This window comes from Shewanella bicestrii, assembly GCF_002216875.1.
Taxonomy (GTDB): domain Bacteria; phylum Pseudomonadota; class Gammaproteobacteria; order Enterobacterales; family Shewanellaceae; genus Shewanella; species Shewanella seohaensis.
On record NZ_CP022358.1, the window covers coordinates 2,917,255 to 2,934,636 of the forward strand.

The 17,382-nt window shown below is 46.8% G+C and carries 14 protein-coding genes and 5 tRNA genes; 9 read left to right on the forward strand and 10 right to left on the reverse strand.

Annotated features, from left to right (window positions below):
- Positions 1-20: 20 nt before the first annotated feature.
- From uvrC to CF168_RS12685, 4 genes are all read right to left on the reverse strand, one after another.
- Positions 21-1,850: an excinuclease ABC subunit UvrC gene (gene uvrC, locus CF168_RS12670; protein WP_089068036.1), complete on the reverse strand. Its 1,830-nt coding sequence runs from the start codon at positions 1,848-1,850 to the stop codon at positions 21-23.
- A gap of 109 nt (positions 1,851-1,959) precedes the next feature.
- Complete coding sequence (gene uvrY / locus CF168_RS12675; protein WP_011622328.1) at positions 1,960-2,604, reverse strand: UvrY/SirA/GacA family response regulator transcription factor; 645 nt, start codon at positions 2,602-2,604, stop codon at positions 1,960-1,962.
- Positions 2,605-3,025: 421 nt separating this feature from the next.
- Positions 3,026-3,116: transfer RNA gene (locus CF168_RS12680), tRNA-Ser, on the reverse strand.
- Between the two features lie 794 nt (positions 3,117-3,910).
- A tRNA-Ser gene (locus CF168_RS12685) sits at positions 3,911-4,001 on the reverse strand.
- A 221-nt stretch (positions 4,002-4,222) separates the two neighbouring features.
- Here CF168_RS12685 and CF168_RS12690 point away from each other — a divergent pair.
- Together CF168_RS12690 and fabA are read left to right on the forward strand one after the other, a co-directional pair.
- Positions 4,223-5,956 carry an AAA family ATPase gene (locus CF168_RS12690; RefSeq protein ID WP_089068037.1) on the forward strand — a complete coding sequence of 578 codons (1,734 nt, stop codon included), beginning with the start codon at positions 4,223-4,225 and terminating at the stop codon, positions 5,954-5,956.
- Between the two features lie 74 nt (positions 5,957-6,030).
- A complete protein-coding gene (gene fabA / locus CF168_RS12695) occupies positions 6,031-6,546 on the forward strand; it encodes a bifunctional 3-hydroxydecanoyl-ACP dehydratase/trans-2-decenoyl-ACP isomerase (protein WP_011625892.1) in 516 nt (171 codons plus the stop codon).
- 107 nt (positions 6,547-6,653) lie between these two features.
- On the opposite strand, the gene rmf is transcribed toward fabA, so the two are convergent.
- The 5 genes from rmf to rlmKL all read right to left on the reverse strand — a co-directional run bounded on the left by rmf (position 6,654) and on the right by rlmKL (position 13,170).
- A complete protein-coding gene (gene rmf / locus CF168_RS12700) occupies positions 6,654-6,830 on the reverse strand; it encodes a ribosome modulation factor (protein ID WP_011071969.1) in 177 nt (58 codons plus the stop codon).
- 187 nt (positions 6,831-7,017) lie between these two features.
- Positions 7,018-8,844: a DUF3466 family protein gene (locus CF168_RS12705; protein ID WP_089068038.1), complete on the reverse strand. Its 1,827-nt coding sequence runs from the start codon at positions 8,842-8,844 to the stop codon at positions 7,018-7,020.
- A 28-nt stretch (positions 8,845-8,872) separates the two neighbouring features.
- On the reverse strand, positions 8,873-10,795 hold the full coding sequence (locus CF168_RS12710) for an ABC transporter ATP-binding protein (protein WP_089068039.1): 1,923 nt from the start codon (positions 10,793-10,795) through the stop codon (positions 8,873-8,875).
- 1 nt (position 10,796) lies between these two features.
- On the reverse strand, positions 10,797-11,036 hold the full coding sequence (locus CF168_RS12715; RefSeq protein ID WP_089068040.1) for a glutaredoxin family protein: 240 nt from the start codon (positions 11,034-11,036) through the stop codon (positions 10,797-10,799).
- On the reverse strand, positions 11,029-13,170 hold the full coding sequence (rlmKL, locus tag CF168_RS12720; protein ID WP_089068041.1) for a bifunctional 23S rRNA (guanine(2069)-N(7))-methyltransferase RlmK/23S rRNA (guanine(2445)-N(2))-methyltransferase RlmL: 2,142 nt from the start codon (positions 13,168-13,170) through the stop codon (positions 11,029-11,031). Before rlmKL ends, CF168_RS12715 begins: the two co-directional genes overlap by 8 nt.
- 257 nt (positions 13,171-13,427) lie before the next feature.
- Between rlmKL and CF168_RS12725 the strand changes: the two genes are divergently transcribed.
- The 7 genes from CF168_RS12725 (at position 13,428) to atcC (ending at position 16,807) form a co-directional block, all read left to right on the forward strand.
- Positions 13,428-13,504, forward strand: a tRNA-Met gene (locus tag CF168_RS12725).
- A 62-nt stretch (positions 13,505-13,566) separates the two neighbouring features.
- Positions 13,567-13,643, forward strand: a tRNA-Met gene (locus CF168_RS12730).
- 31 nt (positions 13,644-13,674) lie between these two features.
- Positions 13,675-13,751: transfer RNA gene (locus CF168_RS12735), tRNA-Met, on the forward strand.
- Positions 13,752-14,182: 431 nt separating this feature from the next.
- Positions 14,183-14,467 carry a cold adaptation protein ActJcold adaptation protein ActJ gene (gene atcJ, locus CF168_RS12740; RefSeq protein WP_011622321.1) on the forward strand — a complete coding sequence of 95 codons (285 nt, stop codon included), beginning with the start codon at positions 14,183-14,185 and terminating at the stop codon, positions 14,465-14,467.
- Positions 14,468-14,608: 141 nt separating this feature from the next.
- Positions 14,609-15,142 (forward strand): cold adaptation protein AtcA, encoded by a 534-nt coding sequence (gene atcA, locus CF168_RS12745; RefSeq protein ID WP_041412985.1) that lies wholly within the window; start codon positions 14,609-14,611, stop codon positions 15,140-15,142.
- Positions 15,142-15,900 (forward strand): cold adaptation protein AtcB, encoded by a 759-nt coding sequence (gene atcB / locus CF168_RS12750; protein WP_089068042.1) that lies wholly within the window; start codon positions 15,142-15,144, stop codon positions 15,898-15,900. Before atcA ends, atcB begins: the two co-directional genes overlap by 1 nt.
- 10 nt (positions 15,901-15,910) lie before the next feature.
- Positions 15,911-16,807, forward strand: a complete 897-nt coding sequence (gene atcC, locus CF168_RS12755) for a cold adaptation protein AtcC (protein ID WP_089068043.1) — start codon at positions 15,911-15,913, stop codon at positions 16,805-16,807.
- A 58-nt stretch (positions 16,808-16,865) separates the two neighbouring features.
- Here the strand turns inward: atcC and CF168_RS12760 are convergent, their stop codons facing one another.
- On the reverse strand, positions 16,866-17,294 hold the full coding sequence (locus tag CF168_RS12760) for a DUF6678 family protein (protein WP_089068044.1): 429 nt from the start codon (positions 17,292-17,294) through the stop codon (positions 16,866-16,868).
- Between the last annotated feature and the right edge of the window lie 88 nt (positions 17,295-17,382).

Consider the following 17,382-nt stretch of genomic DNA (forward strand, 5'->3'; position numbering starts at 1 on the left):
CCAATCTTGCCTTAAATTTATCACCCTCGCAATGCATCATGAATGGTTTGTGCCATTTCTATGCTAATACCAGGCACTTTCGCTAACTCGGCCACACTCGCGCCCTTCACTTCCTGTAAACCACCAAGATGTTGCAATAACGCCTTACGCCGCTTAGGACCAATGCCCGGAATGGATTCGAGCGTCGAGGTATTACGGGTTTTCTGGCGACGATTGCGATGGCCTGTAATCGCAAAGCGGTGAGACTCATCGCGAATATGTTGAATAAGGTGCAATGCGGGCGAGTCATCTTCAAGTGAAAAGCTCGTTTCAGTGTCGCCAAAGATTAAGGTTTCAAGCCCAGGTTTACGGCTCTCTCCCTTTGCCACCCCAATCAGTTGCGGCGCTTTATCTAAATTAACGAATTTCTCATCCACTATTTGCTGCGCGATACGCAGCTGACCCAAACCACCGTCGATAAATAGGATATCAGGAATTTTGCCGCTGGCATCGATTTTATCAAATCGACGACTAATGGCTTGTTTCATCGCGGCATAATCATCGCCGGGCGTAATGCCTTCGATATTGTAACGGCGGTATTCGGCCTTATGTGGCCCCTCGCGGTTAAACACCACGCAGGAGGCTACCGTGCTCTCCCCCATGGTATGGCTGATATCGAAACACTCCATCCGCTGGATTGGCGCATTGAGTTCGAGAATTTCTTCCAACAAGACAAAACGCTGTTCAACGGTATTTTTATGGGACAGACGCGTCATCACCGCATTAGTGGCATTAGTCAGCGCGAGGCGCAAAAAATTTGCCCTGTCGGCGCGCACATTGGTTTTGATGCTGAACTTTTTGTTTAACGCCTCAGAGACGGCCGACTCTAGCTCATGCAGTTCTTCAAAGTGATGACTTATCACCACTTCCTTAGGAATGGTACGTTGAATATCGGCATTTAAATAAAACTGTAGCAGGAAGGAACGTAAGACCTCTTCGATATCCGTTTGCGCAGGCACCGTTGGATAATAGCTGCGGCTACCAAAAATTTTACCTTCGCGGATAAATAGCAAGTGAAAACAGGCGATACCCGAAGCGTAGTGTACGCCGATAACATCCATATCCCCGGTATTGCCCGAGACTTCTTGCTGCTCGGCCACGCGGCGCAGCGCCATAATTTGATCGCGAAAGCGCGCGGCTTGCTCATAGGCTTGCTGCTCGGCGGCTTCTTCCATCTTAGCCACGAGCTCACTGATAACTTGCTTATCTTTTCCCTTAAGGAACAAACTGGCGAGTTTAACCTGCTCATCATACTCCGCATTACTGACCTTACCGACGCAAGGCGCGCTGCAACGGGATAACTGGTACTGCAGGCAGGGACGAGTGCGGGATTTATAATAGAGATCATCACACTGGCGGATAGGAAACAGCTTTTGCATCAAGTGCAAACTTTCGCGCACCGCGCCGCCATTCGGATAAGGCCCAAAGTAATAGCCCTTCTCCCGCTGCGGCCCGCGATGGTATGCAAGGCGTGGATGTTCGTGTTGGCTCAAGAAAATATAGGGGTATGACTTATCGTCCCGCAGTAACACATTGTATTTGGGCATGTACTGCTTGATATAGTCATTCTCAAGCAGCAGTGCATCGGTCTCGCTGTGGGTCAGCGTCACATCGATATGATGGATATGGGACACCAGCGCCTGGGTTTTCACATTCCCAAGGTTTTTACGGAAATAGGAAGATAAGCGCTTCTTGAGATCTTTGGCTTTACCCACATAGATGACGTCACCTTTGACGTCATACATGCGATAAACCCCAGCAGAGGATGAAACCGTGCGTAAAAAACTCTGGGCGTTAAAACCTGTCGACATCGTTATACACCCACTCTTTTACTCACCGTCTTCAACACAATTTGATAAATCGTCTTCACACTCACAGCTAACACTTAATTAATGCTAGAACCATTAACACAAACGGCCATTAGAAATGGCCAGCATCTAACATTTTATAGCGGATCGCTAAACGGGTCAGCTCCACATCGCCACTGATCCCAAGCTTGGCAAACAAGCGATAACGGTAACTGTTAACGGTTTTTGGGCTTAAGTTGAGCTGCTCCGAAATATCATTGACCTTTTCACCATTGGTGATCATCAACATAATTTGCAGCTCGCGCTCGGACAAGGCTTTAAACGGATTCTCATCGGCAGGGTTGAATTGGCTCAATGCCATTTGTTGGGCAATTTCTGGGGATAGATAGCGCTGCCCACGGGAAACCTGACGTATCGCTTGCAATACCTCCGGTGGCGTTGCCCCTTTGGTTAAATAACCAGACGCGCCCGCCTGCATCACTTTACTGGGGAAAGGATCTTCAGTGTGCACAGTTAATACAATAATCTTGGCATGGGGCTGATAACGTAAAATCTTACGAGTGGCTTCGAGCCCGCCCATACCAGGCATATTCATGTCCATTAAGATGACATCGGCTTCATTTTGTCTCGCCCACTGTACCGCGGTTTCGCCATCTGGCGCTTCTCCCACGACTTTGATCCCACGCTCATCTTCTAAGATGCGGCGGATCCCAGTTCTTACAAGCTCATGGTCGTCAACTAAATATATCGATATCAACTTTTATCCACCTTTAACCAATGTCGACTAACACAGTGTAGTCAAATCAGAATACCGCAACCGGAATATAGGTTATCAGGGTAATTTAGCCCAACAATGACATTTCGCAAAGCATAAAATGAATATTGTTAACTAGATGATATTTAAAGGAACAACGGACTCATTAACCCAGTTTAAATTCTGCGCTTAGGGCGCTGCTGGTTTCGGCATTCACGGCAAATAACCAAGAGTGTGCTCAATGCCGCAAGTTTTAAACACCATAGAATAGAAGCCTGAGAATCCAAAAGAACGCAAATTGCTTAACGATCTTTAGACTTAATCTGGCGGAGAAGCAGCACTTAGTATGAGGAACCCTAGGGTTCAACTTACCAAATTGCAAAAACAAAAAAGCCATCATTGCTGATGGCTTTTCCGTAGAATATGGCGGAGGAGCAGGGATTTGAACCCTGGGTGGGCTATAAACCCACGCCGGTTTTCAAGACCGGTGCATTAAACCACTCTGCCACCCCTCCGAACGAGCGAGATAATAGCTATCTCCCCTCAGGTTGTAAACCTAAATTTATTATTAATTGAATTGATTGGCGATTTGATATGCAGTCATCGATAAAATCATCGAATAACGTCTAATCTTCACCCAAAAGTCCCTGCATTCACACTTAAGGTGGCACTTATGGCCACTTAGGCGCAAACACGCTGCGTTCAATACACACGCCCCTTTAACTCGCCCCCCATTAAAGTAGCACTTTATATAGCCGAAATAGGCATTTAATAAAAAGTCGCACGAATCAAAACGCACTAAAGGCGTGTGAAGGCAAATTGCGATGTGGATGCATGCACTTATAAGTAGTTAAGAAGGTGGGAAGAAACCCTCAAGGTAAATACGAGTTTGCTTAAGTAAATGGGCGTTAACCTTAGCAAATAGGTATTCGTATAGCCCAAGCGACTCCATGTGCTCCCATCTGCCAAACAACACTGAGTTGGTAGGGCTGGCGCTGCTCAAATGACTCTCAAATGCAGTAAAAGAAGCTGACAAGCTTCGTATGCAGAACCTAGGTTCGAATTCTATAAACAAAAACACCATCACCGCTGATGGCATTAAGTGGAAGATGGTGGAGGAGCTGCGCTAAGAATGAGGAACCCAAGGGTTCAACTTCCTAAATTACAGAAACAAAAAAACCATCATCGCCGATGGCATTTCGTGAAATATGGCCGAGGAGCGGCGCTTAGAATGAGGAACCCTAGGGTTCAACTTCCTAAATTGCAGAAACAAAAAAGCCATCATTGCTGATGGCTTTTCCGTAAAATATGGCGGAGGAGCAGGGATTTGAACCCTGGGTGGGCTATAAACCCACGCCGGTTTTCAAGACCGGTGCATTAAACCACTCTGCCACCCCTCCGAATGGCGCAAATAATATAAGCATCATCGGTGCTTGTAAACAGCAATCTTTCAATATTGTGTCAAATGCTCATCTTATGTTCACCAAGATGTTTTTTCAGGCAAATAGCCAACAAATTTTCAGCAATATCTGAGTAAACCAACGCAAAAACACCTATACAGTAAGAGACTTGCCGTCTTGGTATGGTAAAATCGCGGTAACTTTTCATGGTAAATGCTTATATGAATTCACTCTTGATACCATCATCCTCACTCGCGCCTGAATTTAACCTTCCTACCCTGCCGCAATCGGCCACAGGGTTAAAAGCCCTGCTTTTAGGGCAAGAACGTGTATTGGATGCCTTTAAGTTACATAACGCCATTGCCGATCAACAGCTGTACCTCGCCGATTTCCCCGGCATCGACCGACAATTAATCATGCAAGCCCTCATGGAAACCATCGAGCCGTTATCCAGCGCATATTTAGTGGCGGCTCGTCCCGTAGAAAAAGCGATTCAATTCCAATGGCAGTATGAAGCGCCGCTCGACAACCAAGGCGCAATTGCCGAGAAAAATGTCAGTTACCGTTACCTGAGTGGCAATATCCGCCGTGCCGATCTTCTCGGCCGTATGGTGCAATCAGTAAATGGCAGCAAATATCAACCCGGTGCATTCGCCCAGTGCCACTATGTGTTTATCTGCGCCGAATCACTGTGGAAACGCGAAAGCCTATGGGATCTGGTGATGCAAATTCTGACGCAAAAAACCTATCAGATAAGCAGCCACCTGAGCCCTATTCCGCTAAATTGTAAAATCATTCTGATTGGCGCAGGCTTAATCTACAGCCAAGTCCGCTCAGAGGACTGGCAATTTCAGCGCCACTTTAGTTTGCTGGCAGAGCTAGCGAGTGAACTCGATCTGACTCGCTTTAAAGAAGTGCAATATGCCAGTTGGTTACAAGCCGTGGCTCAGAGTGTTGAGGTTGGTTTAGAGCAATCAAGCCTTGCGCCACTGTTTAGACACAGTGCTAGGTTGACAGAACATCAACGCCGTTTAAGCCTGTCGATGCTCGATTTTGCCCAATTAATGGCTCAGGCTAAGGTCTATCGCGGCAAAGCCACTATCAATGCCGCCAGTATTGAACACGCGCTCGAGCAAGCCAACTATCGCCATAACAGCTCTGAAGAGTTTTCTGGGCAAAGTTTTGATGACAATTTCATAAATCTGCCAACTGAAGGCGCTATGGTAGGACAGATTAATGGCCTGACGGTTATCGATGCGATTGACCATAGTTACGGCGAACCCGCACGGATAACCGCAACCGTGCACTATGGTGATGGCGAAGTAGCAGACATTGAAAGAAAGTCCGAGCTGGGTGGCAATATCCACGCCAAGGGCATGATGATCCTTTCTGCCTGTTTGTATCGCATCTTTGGTCGTGACGCCCCGCTACACCTTAATGCCAACATCGTATTCGAACAGTCCTATCAAGAGATCGATGGTGATAGTGCCTCGCTCGCCGAGTATTGTTGTTTGATGTCAGCCATTGCCGAGCAGCCGATTATCCAGTCGCTCGCGATTACCGGTGCCTTAGACCAATTCGGCAATGTGCAAGCCATCGGCGGTATTAATGAGAAGATTGAAGGCTTCTTCAATCTGTGTGAACGACGCGGTCTCACGGGTGAACAGGGCGTGATTATGCCTAAGTCGAACGTACTTCAGCTTAACCTCGCCCCTAAAGTGATAACAGCTGTAGGCAAAGGCCAATTCCATATCTATGCAATTGAGCATATGGACGAAGCGGTGGAGCTACTGATGCAGATGCCTGCTGGGGTTGCCAATGAAGATAATGACTTCCCGGCAGATTCCTTATACGGCCTAGTGCAAGAACGGCTCGATAAGCTGGCGGGAAACGGCGAAGAAGAGATTAGCTTAATGACGAGATTACTCGCAAAACTGGGATTATTTCGCCATTAATTAGCTGATCGGAGTTGTTTAGCTTACACGTGTTCGCTAATCTTGGCGGCTCTTATTGCTGGAGTAGTAAAACAATGAATAAAGCAAACAGTTTCAATAAAGAAGAACTCATCGCCTGTGGCCATGGGAATTTATTTGGTCCAAACTCGCCTCGTTTACCCGTTGATAATATGCTGATGATCGACCGGATCATTACCATTAACGATAACGGCGGTGAATTTGGCAAAGGTGAAATTGTTGCTGAACTCGATATTAATCCAGATCTCTGGTTCTTTGGCTGCCACTTCATCAGCGACCCAGTAATGCCAGGTTGTTTAGGCTTAGACGCTATGTGGCAATTAGTAGGTTTTTACCTTGGTTGGGAAGGCGCCGAGGGTAAAGGCCGCGCACTGGGCGTAGGTGAAGTGAAATTTACCGGACAAGTGTTACCTGGCGCGAAAAAAGTGACTTACAAACTAAACATCAAACGTACCATTCATCGTAAGTTGGTCATGGGTATTGCCGATGCCATTCTTGAAGTCGATGGTCGTCAAATTTATAGTGCGACTGATTTAAAAGTTGGCGTATTTAGCGATACGTCAACCTTCTAATCGCTGCAGTACCCTACGCGACTCGATACAAAAATGCCCTCATCTGAGGGCAATTATGCTGCATTACTCTGTCTGTTCTGGGCTATTTAATCCACGAGAAACACTCGTTATTTATTAAATAGCCCATTAACTCGGCCATCCACACCTTCACGCCAACCACCTAACCACTGTGATCGCGAATCAAGATTTGCATAAGGACAAAGCTCTTTAGATCGACCCCCAATACCCGCTTGGAATCCTTTGGAAAAAGCTCTGTCTAAACGATCTCGTTTTTGTCTTTTCATGCAAGCGTCCTCTGTTCTACGTGAAATAGAAGCAACAGCTTCATCCATAGAAATAGTGCTTTTCAGCGCCGAGATCAATCAAAAAATCGTCCATTTTATCGACTATTTATTAAACTATTGAGATCATGGTTAAAAAAAATCGAGGCAATTTGCCTCGATTTTTTGAGTCTGAATTCAAGCTGAAAAATTAGCGAACTCGACGACGTAACCAGACTAAAGGTAAGGCAAGTAACCAAGCGAGAGATGCTGCGCCCTTACGTTCATAATTACCCGTGTCAGTGCTTTCATCCACAGTACAAGCTTCACCATTAGTAGATGGCTTGAGCACCACCATACGCGGAATATAGGCTGTTACAGGGTCACCGTTACCGCTAAGTTCAAACAGGGGAAGACCATTCTCACCTACGATAACATTGCCATCCGAGTCAAACTGGTAAGAAGGTTTACGGATAAAGGCGGTACCTACTATAGTCCCATCTTCATTAATGCTTGCGGCTTCAACAACGAGAATATCGCTGTTGTAGCTTAGCACCTTGCCAGTACCGTCCTGCACTTCGATCTGATGGCGAGTCCAATTGCCATCAGAGCCTTTTTCAAAGCCTTTGGATTCGCAGGTCAGCAAGTTATTGAGGTTACTGAACTCACCAGTAGATTTCTCGTAGAGGAAGCCCGCCTTAGGACGTGGTTTTTCCTTATCGTAGGTAGTTTCAATATAACCAACAACTTGGCCTTTATTATTGATATCTTTGGGTTTGCTCGAAAGATCCGTGGTCGTTGATGCAAAATCATTCGGCGTGACATAACCAACTTCAGGCGTATTGGTATCAAAGTAGAAAAACTTATCACGTAAATAACCTTGGATATAACTGCGATAGCTACCAACAAGAATACCGTTGTCATTCACATCATAGGCGATTGAGCTTGAAATGGACTCGCCCATTGGGATCCAATGATATTGATAGTTACCCTCTGCATCTTTACTCCAGTAAGCTGCATCCTGGCGCAATCTATCGGTATTACCATTACGGTACACGTGCGAGCGTCCGGCGACCACCCCTTCATTATTTACACCCAAAGCTTGGGCCGTAAAGGTCAGGGTATTATTACTTGCTGGAGTTAATCCTAAAGGTAAAGCAGTGCCAGTTGCTACGCCATTATCCAGTTGCCACACATAGGCACGGGTTTGGTACTGAATATTGCGCGTACCTTGACTATTAGGGTATTGCTCGCGCTGAATACATACATCTAACGGTAACGTGTTATCTGTGCTTAAACAGTAAGCTACGCGATCGCCACCATATTTACTGATATCAGTACTAACATAACCAACAACTAAATTGTTATTGTTGATCGCAGTTGCCGCAGACCAACCGCCTAACTCAACGGTTTTGTCATCTTTAACATATTGAGTATAAGGAGGGGGCAATGGGATTTCGCTATCGCCTACTTTGGCAACTCCGCGATATTCATAATCACGGTAATACCAGTAATCCGCAGTATCATCCGTAGTCGCGGTATTTTCCGTTTTCTTTTCAGGTGCAGTCATACTGCCCACTTTCACGCCAGCATCGTTGATGCCATAGTAAAAGGTATCGACTGAGTTAACGACCGAAGTATCACTCGGTGGCGTAGTGCCATTGATACTGTCAAAGGTCGGTAACCATGCACCAGCGGCACCATTTTGTGCAGCGATAAAAGCAAAGTTATTGGCAATAATGGCAGACGTAATCGAATAAGTAATGGTTTCCTCAGGGGCAATACCATCTTCGACGTCAATAACCCCGCCTTCCACATCTGAAGTGCTGAGTTTTTTCTTACCTTTGGCGATACCGACCAACTCATCGTTAGCATTCACGCCTAAGGCATAACCGTTGCGAGTGCCTTCGAGCGTGCCTTGCAGATCATAATTATCAAGGTTAACAATTTCATAGACGGGTGCAGCATGGGCACTGTGTAATACACCAAGGACACCTAAGGCAACCAAGGAGAGGGCTTTATCCAACTTTGACTTCATTAATTCTATTCCCATTTTTATTATTGGTTTACTTCAGTGACTCAAGCTCTTCCCATCGCTCGAAGCAAACTTCCAATTGTTTTTCTTTATCTGCCAACAGGTTCAATATCGGATTGATTTTATCCTGTGCCTGACTATAAAAATCTGGGCGCGCCACTGTGGTTTGCAATTCGAGGATTTCAGCCTCTAATTTCTCCATTAACTCAGGCATGGCCTCTAATTCACGCTGTAACTTATAGGACAGTTTTTTCGCGGCTTTGGCGGGCTCTGCCACTTTCACCTCAGAGGTTTTTGCTGTCGCAGGAGCTTCGACCGTGTTTGGCTGACTAGGTTCCTCAGAATAAAACTTTGCCCCTTGGTCAATCGCGTCTTGATAACCACCAACATACTCGCTCCAATGCCCATTACCCGCATACCACCAGCTGCTGGTGACAGTGTTATCGATAAAGGCCCTATCATGGCTCACAAGTAACAGTGTGCCTTGATATTCAGTCAGCAGCGACTCTAGCAATTCTAGGGTCTCAATATCAAGATCGTTTGTCGGTTCGTCGAGGATAATCAGGTTAGCAGGGCGAATAAGTAACTTAGCCAGCAGTAATCGGTTTTTCTCACCGCCCGATAATGCCTTCACCGGCGTGCGGGCGCGCATCGGTGAAAACAGGAAATCCTGCAGATAACTTAAGATATGGCGATCTTGACCATTAATAGTGATGGTCTTTTTACCCTCACCCACGTTGTCTTCAACGGTTTGCTCAGGATCCAGCGCCTCACGGTATTGGTCGAAATAAGCAATCTCCAACTTAGTACCGACTTTCACCTCACCCGATTGAGGTTGTAACTTCTCAATCAACAGCTTAATAAGGGTCGATTTACCACAGCCGTTCGGGCCGATAAGCGCAATACGATCCCCTCTAAGTACTGTGGTATTAAAGTTTTTAACCAGATTTTTATCGGGCAAATTGTAGTTTAAGTCCTTCACATCGAAGACCAACTTACCCGAACGCTCGGTGTCGGCCACCGCCATCTTGGCATTGCCCTGACGATTCAAGCGCTCGCTACGTTCTTGACGCAGTGCTTTCAATGCACGCACGCGGCCTTCGTTACGGGTACGACGGGCCTTAACGCCTTGGCGGATCCAGACTTCTTCTTCGGCTAATCGCTTATCGAATAGGGCGTTTTTCTCAGCTTCAACCCTTAACCATTCCTGCTTGCCATCAAGGTATGCTTGATAATTGCCAGGCCATGAGGTCACTACGCCACGGTCTAAATCAACGATACGTGTGGCCATGCGTGCAATAAAGCCCCTGTCGTGGCTGATAAACACAATGGCGCCTTGGAAATCCAAAAGGAATTTTTCTAGCCATTCGATGGTATCGATATCTAAGTGGTTAGTAGGTTCATCGAGCAGCAATAAATCCGGCTCACTCACAAGGGCGCGGGCAAGTGCTACTTTACGCTGCCAACCACCGGATAATTCACTTAAGGATTTATCGGGATCGAGGCCTAACAACTCACAATTTTGTTTGATGCGCGAGTCAAGCTGCCAACCGTTGTGATGATCTAACGTCTCTTGCAGCTTTTGCATTTGATTGAGCATACGCTCCATCAGCTCAGGCTCGGCAAAGGCCACATCGTGGGACAGTTGATGGTACTGCTCTAAGGCTTCACCGACTTCCTTTAAGCCCGCAGCGATATAAGAATAGACCGAGCCCTGCTCTGCCTTTGGCGGATCTTGCTGCAAACGGCTGACTGTGACGCTGTTGTCGATATTGAATTCCCCTTCATCGAGCAACACATCGCCGGATAAAATCTTCAATAGACTCGACTTGCCCGCGCCGTTGCGGCCGACAATACACACTCGCTCGCCACGCTCGATGGTGAAATCGGCATTTTGCAGCAGCGGAGTGTAACCATAGGCTAACGAGCCATTATTGATACGAACCAGACTCAAACTAAGCTCCTAAAAATTCTTGTAATTGGGTAGCGTCAAAGGGCCAAAAGAGGCAACGCTCATCCGCGGCCTTCACCACGGGAATACACACGCCATAACGTTCAACTAAGGCTTCATCATCACAAATATCGATGGCCGTAAAGGGCACCTCGGCGGCATTAAGCAATGCCGCAGCCAGTTCACATAAATGACACCCTTCGGTGTGGTATAGAATGTAACCCGCTTGCAGTACATTATGCATGGGTGATAAGCCAAGTGTTATGGATATGGGGATTGCGCTTGTAATCCATCGGCAAGGTCAGATCATCGATGTTTTCCACTTTGATTTTCATCTTGGCCAAGGTTTCGGTGTCCATCTTAAACTTACGTTTGTTGTTGGAGAACACAATTTCTCCATTTGGACTTAACAGCTTGATGAGCATGCCCAGTAAATTCACATGGTCACGCTGCACATCGAAGGAATCTTCCATCCGCTTGGAGTTAGAGAAGGTCGGCGGATCGATAAAAATCAAATCATATTGCGCAGATTTATCGAGCGCACTATCGCGGATCCATTGCAAACAATCGGCCTGCACAAACTCATACTGCTTGCCACTGAGATCGTTTAAGGCAAAGTTTTCCTTTGCCCACGCCAGATAGGTGTTTGACATATCAACCGTTGTGACCGACTTAGCGCCACCTAATGCGGCATGCACAGAGGCAGAACCTGTGTAAGAGAACAGGTTCAATACCCGGCGTCCTTTCGATTTTTGTCCCACTAAACGGCGGGTTAATCTGTGGTCAAGGAACAAGCCAGTATCCAAGTAGCCCGTCAGGTTCAGCTTAAACTTAGCGCCATATTCAGTGGTGATAAGTTCAAGCTTTCGCTCATCCAGCTTTTGATATTGATTGGTGCCCTTTTGACGCTCACGGGTCTTCATAGTGATCTTGTGCGGATCGACACCAATTGCAGTAGGCAGAGCCAGTAGCACATCGCTTAAACGGCGTTTTGTCACAGCCTCTGGAATACTGGCTGGCGCCATATATTCCTGCACCACGATATGGTCTAAATAGCGGTCGACCGCGACGTTATATTCGGGAATGTCGGCATCATATAAACGGTAACTGTCGATACCTTCTTTTTTCGCCCACTTTTCTAATTGCTTAGCGTTTTTCTTAATACGGTTCGCAAACGCTGGTGCGATATCGGCAATGTCCACGCCTTCTGGCAATACGGGCGTATCACGGCGAGTGCTTTGCGCGTGCAAGGTATAAAGGTTAAAGGCACACTCTAGCGCACCGTTAAACATCTTCATCTGCTTATCGGCTTTGAGTTTCAGCGCCGAAATTAGCTCGATATCGCTACAGAGCATGGCCACTTTCCAGCCGCCAAACTCCTTTTTAAACTTGTCGCCTAATTGGTAATACAGCTGCAATAGCTCAGAGACACTGCCTAAACGCTCACCGTAGGGAGGGTTAGTAATGAGGTAACCTTCGCCAGCAGGCGGCTCGACATTGAGCGCATTAGCCACTTTAAAGTCAATCAGTTCAAGTACACCGGCGTTTTGCGCATTGCGTTTTGCCAGTGCCACTAAGCGCGAATCGATATCCGAGCCGTAGAACTTCACGTCACAACGTTTTACACCTAAGGATGCGCGCGCTTTGGCTTCTTCTAAAATCTCATGCCAGGTGGATTTATCGTGGCGGCGCCAATGCTCAAAACCAAAACGGCTGCGCTGCAACCCTGGAGCAATATCGGCAGCCATTAATGCGGCCTCAATCAGCACAGTACCACTGCCGCAGAAAGGATCGAGTAAGGTGGTTGGCGCGGCTTTCCAGCCACTGCGTACCAACATGTTGGCGGCGAGGTTTTCTTTTAACGGAGCTTCACCGGTCGTAGAGCGATAACCACGTTGATGCAAAGAAGGTCCCGAGAAGTTCATCGCAATGGTAATCACCCCATTACGGAAATGGGCGTCGATTTTAATGTCGGCATCGATACGAGCGACGTTTGGACGGGCATCACCGTCATCACGGAAACGGTCAACAATCGCATCTTTAATCTTTAACGCACCAAACTGGGTGTTGTTGATAAAGCCGCCAGTGCCGTGAAAATCGATACTAAAAGTGTTGCGATTGGAGAAATGAGCTGACCAATCAATACAATAAGCTGCGTTATATAATTGCTCCGCCGACTCACAGGGGCCCTTATAGATCACCAGCACGATACGGCTGGCCAAACGCGTCCACAGGGTAATACGGTAGGCTAAGGCAAGCGGCGCGGTAAAATAGACACCGGCAACACTCTCTTTAATCTCAGTCGCACCAAATTCTGTCAGTTCTTGGGCTAAGCTATATTCAAAGCCCTTAGGGGCGGCAGCAAAAAAATTAAGCATGGGATAATCAATACGCAGTCAAAATCAAAGCGACATTATACCTGTGAAGCGACATAAAAGATAAACAGTTATTAGCCGAAACTCGATTTAGTCAGACAGTTAGCACTCTTTTTACTGCAGATAAACGGGGCATATCGCCCAGATTGTCCGAAATTCCCCCATTACGATTCATATTTAAGCACTCGTCCACTTTTTTGAAATTCCTCCTTGCAATGCCACAGCGCTGCCGTTATAGTTCGCCCCGCTTTAAAGACGGACGCGGGATGGAGCAGCTTGGTAGCTCGTCGGGCTCATAACCCGAAGGTCGTTGGTTCAAATCCAGCTCCCGCAACCAATTTAAAGCCAAGGTAATGATATTCAAAAAGATATCGAATCTTGTAAATCCTCAATATCGGACGCGGGATGGAGCAGCTTGGTAGCTCGTCGGGCTCATAACCCGAAGGTCGTTGGTTCAAATCCAGCTCCCGCAACCAATTGACGGATAAAAATAAAGTAATAATCGGACGCGGGATGGAGCAGCTTGGTAGCTCGTCGGGCTCATAACCCGAAGGTCGTTGGTTCAAATCCAGCTCCCGCAACCAATTATCTACTTATTATCACTAGGCCAGCATTAAGCTGTTTTTTTTTGTCTAAAATTCACGTCTTGTGCCCCATAGTTGTTTCAATCAGTTGTAACTAGACGCACGTCGGGCTCAGCCCCTTTATAAACAACGGGCGAAGGTCGTTGGTGTAAATCACACTGAAGTTACAAACCTAAACTCACAAGGGTTACTTTTATCTTTTCCCCGCCCCTGTTTGACTTTATATACCTCATTTCCCAAAGCGTCGGCGATTTTCATCAAGCCTAATTAATGCCAGGATTTCAGTCATAAATGCCAACAGAGTCGTTTGCCGCCCAATACGCATTTCTGCTATGATCCATCGCTGACTAATCATAATTCCACAAATTGACAGATAATCAGCACTTAGCCTTTTATCTTGCGATACCAACCCATCGCCTGCAGGTACAAATATGATTAACCACTTTAGTGTGCTCGGTATCAAACCTAGCGCCAAAGAAGACGACATTAAAAAAGCCTATCGCCGGCTCTCAAACAAATACCATCCCGATAAGTTGTTAGGTGCCTCTGATGAAGAAAAAGAGCAAGCATCACAGCAACTTGAGCGCGTTAAAAAAGCTTATGAAGTGCTCTCAGATCCCAAGCTTAGAAATGCGTTTATCCGAGACTTCAACAATGTGATCGTGACCGATCCCAATGGCGCGATGCGCGAATTATGGGATCAGTTTTACCCTTAAGCGGGTTATTTCCAGTGCAACGCTGGGAGTGCCAAATTAATGAGCTTAGTTTGCCAAGCCCCTTAATTTGGACCTTTTATTGCAACACGGTTTATTTTGAGAAGCTGTTTGTTTGATAGCTTTTTATTTCGAGACATGCCCATGGCCAAAAAACTGAATATCTCACGCATTAATGAGCTTAAGACCAATGCCTACGACAATATCGAGTCCTATGATGACCCGGATACGCCCAAAGCATTGGAGCAATTTACCAGTCAAATCAAAAAAGTATTACAGGCCGATCCAAAAATGCTCGAGTCGGTACCCGAGTATCTGCCTGTAGCACTCTATGGCCGAGTAAAATTTCCAAGTGACGCCAAGCTCAAGTGGGCTCACTGGATTAACACCGCAACGCAACCCGAGTGGGACGAGTTCAAGGTCACTATCGGCTTTAACAATGCCGATGTTCCATTAGTGCAAGCGGTGCGCGCCTATTCAGAAGATTTATTGATTGAAAGCTGCGCCGTACTCTATTTACTGGAAAACCAAGGCAAAAGTGCACCTGCGCCTAAACGCAGCGCTGACGATGATTTTGAAGACGAAGACAGTGATTACGCCGATTATTCCGATGACGACGATGATGACGGCGAAGAGGAAGATGGCTACTACGATCACTACGATGATGAGGACCGCTAATGAACACTAGTCTCATTGAAATAACTGTTGCCGAGATTAAAGAGCTCGCCGATGTCGAGCCAAAACAGGCCAGTAAACGTTTCGAACTCATCGCCACCACAATGAACGATGAGCAATTAGTCGAAGTCATTGAAAAAATGGATATTGTGACCCTGACGCAAATCAACAGTCACCACGATATCTCCTGCCCGTCAATTATGTCGGAGCTGATGACCCCTGAGCAAATTCGCGACATCGTCTGTCAGCAACCTTTGTATTGGGAAGAAAAAATCAAGAACAACGCCGAAGAACTCATTCAGCATACCTTTGATTTTTTGACTTATTTAATTCGCATCCAAGATAGCGAAGAAAAACAAACCGCTATTTTAGAATGTATTGCCGAAGATCCCGCCGGCCTCTTCTATCTGTCTATCCCCTTTATCGAGATGATGTTGGGTGAGCGCCACGACGATGAAGACCACTTCAACGATTATTACGACGATGAAGAAGATACCGAAACCGTCGGCTATGACAGCCGTGTCGACAGTGAAGAAGCCCATAGCTTAAGCCTAGATGACCCACGTAGTCTGATGGCGTTAATCCATGAGCTGGCACCCGATGTAGAAAAAGCCATTAAAAACCTGCTGCGTAACGAAAGCTCTGGCTGGGAGATGATCATTAATAAGTTCGTCAATGAACTGGTTATCCAAGCCAAAGAGAAAAACCAAGTCACGGACGAATACGCAGAAGTGGATGATATGTTTAGCTTTTTAGATTAAGGATCCCTAGATGCAACTGGTACTGCGTGATTTAGACCAAGGCCCATACCTGAGCAAGGTGTTGGCCAAAGGCCAAGCAGACGACACCCTTAGCGGTGAGCAGCTCGCACAAATCAAATCTAAAGCCATTTTGATGAGCCTCAAATTGGCGGATAAGTTCTACAACAAGTACAAGATGCACTTACTGGAACAGGCGGCGCACGATGTCATTGGCGTCGTCAGTCTCGGATTAATGGAACTGTCTGATCAGGATCAACAGCAAGCGATACGTTTATTGCTCACCAGCGACGGCGTAGTCAAATGCTTCCAAAAGGGTTGGAGCATGCTCAGCGTCGTCAGCAAACATAAGCTGGCGAATGGTAAGTCGCTCTATGGTGATGTGGACAAATTCCTGCTGGAACAAGTCTCTACGCCGCCTGATGCCGAAGAGTGGCTGGGCTATGAGGCCTACCAGGATGCCTTGGCCGAGCACCAACGTCAGCAATCGATTGCGGCGCTAATGGCACAGTTTTATGCCCAAACCAGCTACGATCCTTTAGATTTCTTAAATCTGGAGAGCGTATTGGCCGAAGCCGTGCTGTATCGGATGTTGTTTGATAATGCCAAAGTCAGACAAGATCTGAAAAAGCGCATTGCCAAAATCAGCTTACAGGACGAATGGTTTAGCCTTGAGTATATCGAGGAGCAAACCCAAAAAGCCTTGGCGGAACTCCCCGCGGAGCTGGCCGAGACTATCGGTAAAGATTTGGGTAAAAACTTTGCGCCAGCATTGATGCGTACATTGAATTTCGCGAAAAGCTACCGCGAACTGCTGCTTAGTGATGCCTCACCTGAGCGTTTAGAAAGATTCGAGCATAAAGAAGGACTCGTCGGTCTACTCGGCTGGCCGCTTTATATCGTGCTTTAATCCTTATCGGGGCGCTAATCAATTAGCGCCCCGCTTTTTATCTGCCGTCTGAACTTGCTTACGCTTCCTTTATCGTCTCGCCACCAGGTGCAATACAAAATACCGGCATAGCCGCATCGGGGCGAAGATAGCCCCAAATCCTGATCCCTTGTGCTTCTTTACTGTAGGGGAGTCGATACTTGTACAGTTGCGCCTCGATATAGGCAGTAAAATCCGTGGTCTTTTCCGGCAGTAATCTGCCGCGGTGTTCTCTTTTGAGCGAGTCAATCTCAAGCCATTCAATCCGCTCGCAAATCGCGAGTAACTCGTTCCACCAGACTGGCGTAAAACCTGGATTTGGCCCTTCATCTTCCAGCAGCTTATAACGCACATGAGGCATAAAGTCCGGCTTTTCATGGAGTGCCAGCTCAAGTTGACGCCATTTAGTGAGGCTCATCACCGAGGTTAATTGATGCTGATTGAGGTACGCCAAGGTGTCTGCATTCATTGTGATGCGCCTGCTCCCTGTGAGTAAAAATCCTTAAGTGGCGTTATCTTAGCGCAAGCGGATAGATACTTAAATCGACTTAGCTTGA

What these genes read in the sequence shown, in the direction of transcription:
- uvrC (WP_089068036.1), bottom strand. Translation starts at nt 1,850, where the DNA reads ATGTCGACAGGTTTTAACGCCCAGAGTTTTTTACGCACGGTTTCATCC.
- CF168_RS12690 (WP_089068037.1), top strand. Translation starts at nt 4,223, where the DNA reads ATGAATTCACTCTTGATACCATCATCCTCACTCGCGCCTGAATTTAAC.
- fabA (WP_011625892.1), top strand. Translation starts at nt 6,031, where the DNA reads ATGAATAAAGCAAACAGTTTCAATAAAGAAGAACTCATCGCCTGTGGC.
- rmf (WP_011071969.1), bottom strand. Translation starts at nt 6,830, where the DNA reads ATGAAAAGACAAAAACGAGATCGTTTAGACAGAGCTTTTTCCAAAGGA.
- CF168_RS12705 (WP_089068038.1), bottom strand. Translation starts at nt 8,844, where the DNA reads ATGAAGTCAAAGTTGGATAAAGCCCTCTCCTTGGTTGCCTTAGGTGTC.
- CF168_RS12715 (WP_089068040.1), bottom strand. Translation starts at nt 11,036, where the DNA reads ATGCATAATGTACTGCAAGCGGGTTACATTCTATACCACACCGAAGGG.
- rlmKL (WP_089068041.1), bottom strand. Translation starts at nt 13,170, where the DNA reads ATGCTTAATTTTTTTGCTGCCGCCCCTAAGGGCTTTGAATATAGCTTA.
- atcJ (WP_011622321.1), top strand. Translation starts at nt 14,183, where the DNA reads ATGATTAACCACTTTAGTGTGCTCGGTATCAAACCTAGCGCCAAAGAA.
- atcA (WP_041412985.1), top strand. Translation starts at nt 14,609, where the DNA reads ATGGCCAAAAAACTGAATATCTCACGCATTAATGAGCTTAAGACCAAT.
- atcB (WP_089068042.1), top strand. Translation starts at nt 15,142, where the DNA reads ATGAACACTAGTCTCATTGAAATAACTGTTGCCGAGATTAAAGAGCTC.
- atcC (WP_089068043.1), top strand. Translation starts at nt 15,911, where the DNA reads ATGCAACTGGTACTGCGTGATTTAGACCAAGGCCCATACCTGAGCAAG.
- CF168_RS12760 (WP_089068044.1), bottom strand. Translation starts at nt 17,294, where the DNA reads ATGAATGCAGACACCTTGGCGTACCTCAATCAGCATCAATTAACCTCG.